This window comes from Paenibacillus sp. E194 (assembly GCF_000935845.1).
GTDB classification, from domain to species: domain Bacteria; phylum Bacillota; class Bacilli; order Paenibacillales; family Paenibacillaceae; genus Paenibacillus_B; species Paenibacillus_B alvei_B.
The window spans coordinates 1-1522 of the sequence record NZ_JMDX01000480.1 but is presented as its reverse complement, the minus strand read 5'-3'; the positions used below and the strand labels follow the sequence as shown (position 1 = coordinate 1522).

The window sequence follows — 1522 nt, the reverse complement described above, 5'->3', positions numbered from 1 at the left end:
GGAAACGAAGCTGGCGGCGATATGGCAGGAGGTGCTTGGGCTTGCGAAGGAGATTGGCGTTTACGACAACTTCTTCGACATCGGCGGCCACTCCCTGCGGGCGACGACGCTGGTCAGCAAGGTGCACAAGGAACTGAGCGTGGATCTGCCGCTGCGCGACGTGTTCCGCCATTCCACGATCGAGAGCATGGCGGCCGCCATTTCCCGGCTGGATGAGCAGACATTCGTTGCCATTCCGGTGGCGGATGACCGGGAGGTGTACCCGCAATCTTTTGCTCAAAAACGTCTCTTTATCCTGAATCAACTGGAAGGCGCGGAGCTTAGCTACAACATGCCGGAGGCGATGCTGCTGGAGGGGGCTTTGGACCGGGCAAGGTTCGAAGAAGCGTTCCGTAAGCTCGTGGCGCGGCATGAAATGCTGCGCACCGGGTTCGAAATGGTGGATGGCGAAGCATCGCAGCGGATTTACCAGGACTTGAATTTTGCCGTGGAGTTCTATCGAGTAGATGAGCAAGAGGCCGAAGAGACGGTTCGCCGTTTTGTCCGGCCGTTTGACTTGGCGAAGCCTCCGCTGCTGAGAGTAGGCCTTGTCGAGCTGGCTCCGGAACGCCATATTCTAATGTATGATATGCATCATATTATTTCCGACGGTGTCTCGATGGAAATCTTTGTTGAAGAATTCGTTCGCTTGTACGGTGGCGAGCAATTGGAGCCTCTGCGCATTCAGTACAAAGACTACACCGTTTGGCAGCATTCGCAAGAGCAGAAGGAACGGCTTCAACATCAGGAGGCGTACTGGCTGGACATGTTCCAAGGCGAGCTTCCGGTGCTGGAAATGCCGACCGACTATCCGCGTCCGGCCGTGCAGAGTTACGAAGGACAAACGCTGGAGTTTTTCTTCGACGCTTCGAAAACCGACGGCCTGAAGCAGTTTGCCTCGGAAACGGGCACAACGCTGTTTATGGTGCTGCTTGCGGCGTATAACGTGCTTCTGCATAAATATTCGGGTCAGGAAGACGTAATTGTCGGTACGCCGATTGCCGGAAGGAATCATGGAGATGTGCAGCCGTTGATCGGAATTTTCCTAAACACGCTGCCGATCCGCAGTTATCCGGCTTCGGAGAAGACATTCCTGTCATACCTGAACGAAGTCAAAGAAACGACTCTCCACGCCTTCGAGCATCAAAACTATCCGTTCGAAGAATTGGTGGATAAGGTGCAAGTCACCCGTGATTTAAGCCGCAATCCGCTCTTCGACACGCTGTTTACGATGCAGAATACAGAGAACGAGGAATTTGAGCTGGAAGGGCTTCGCCTGATTCCTTATCCGAGCGCACTGGATACCGCGAAGTTTGATATCAGCTTGGATGTGGGCGAGGAGAACGGCGGCTTGGATTACAGCTTCGAATATTCGACGTCTCTTTACAAAAGGGAGACGATCGAACGTCTGGCGAAACATTACGAGCAGCTGCTCGTAGCGATCGTAAGCCGTCCGGATGCGAAGATTGCCGAGCTGAACTTG

1 protein-coding gene is annotated in these 1522 nt (G+C 54.0%); it reads left to right on the top strand.

All coding sequences use genetic code 11. The features are described 5' to 3' along the window. The coding region (locus AZ66_RS29065; RefSeq protein WP_044358112.1) for a condensation domain-containing protein at positions 1 to 1522 on the top strand (1522 nt) is incomplete at both ends.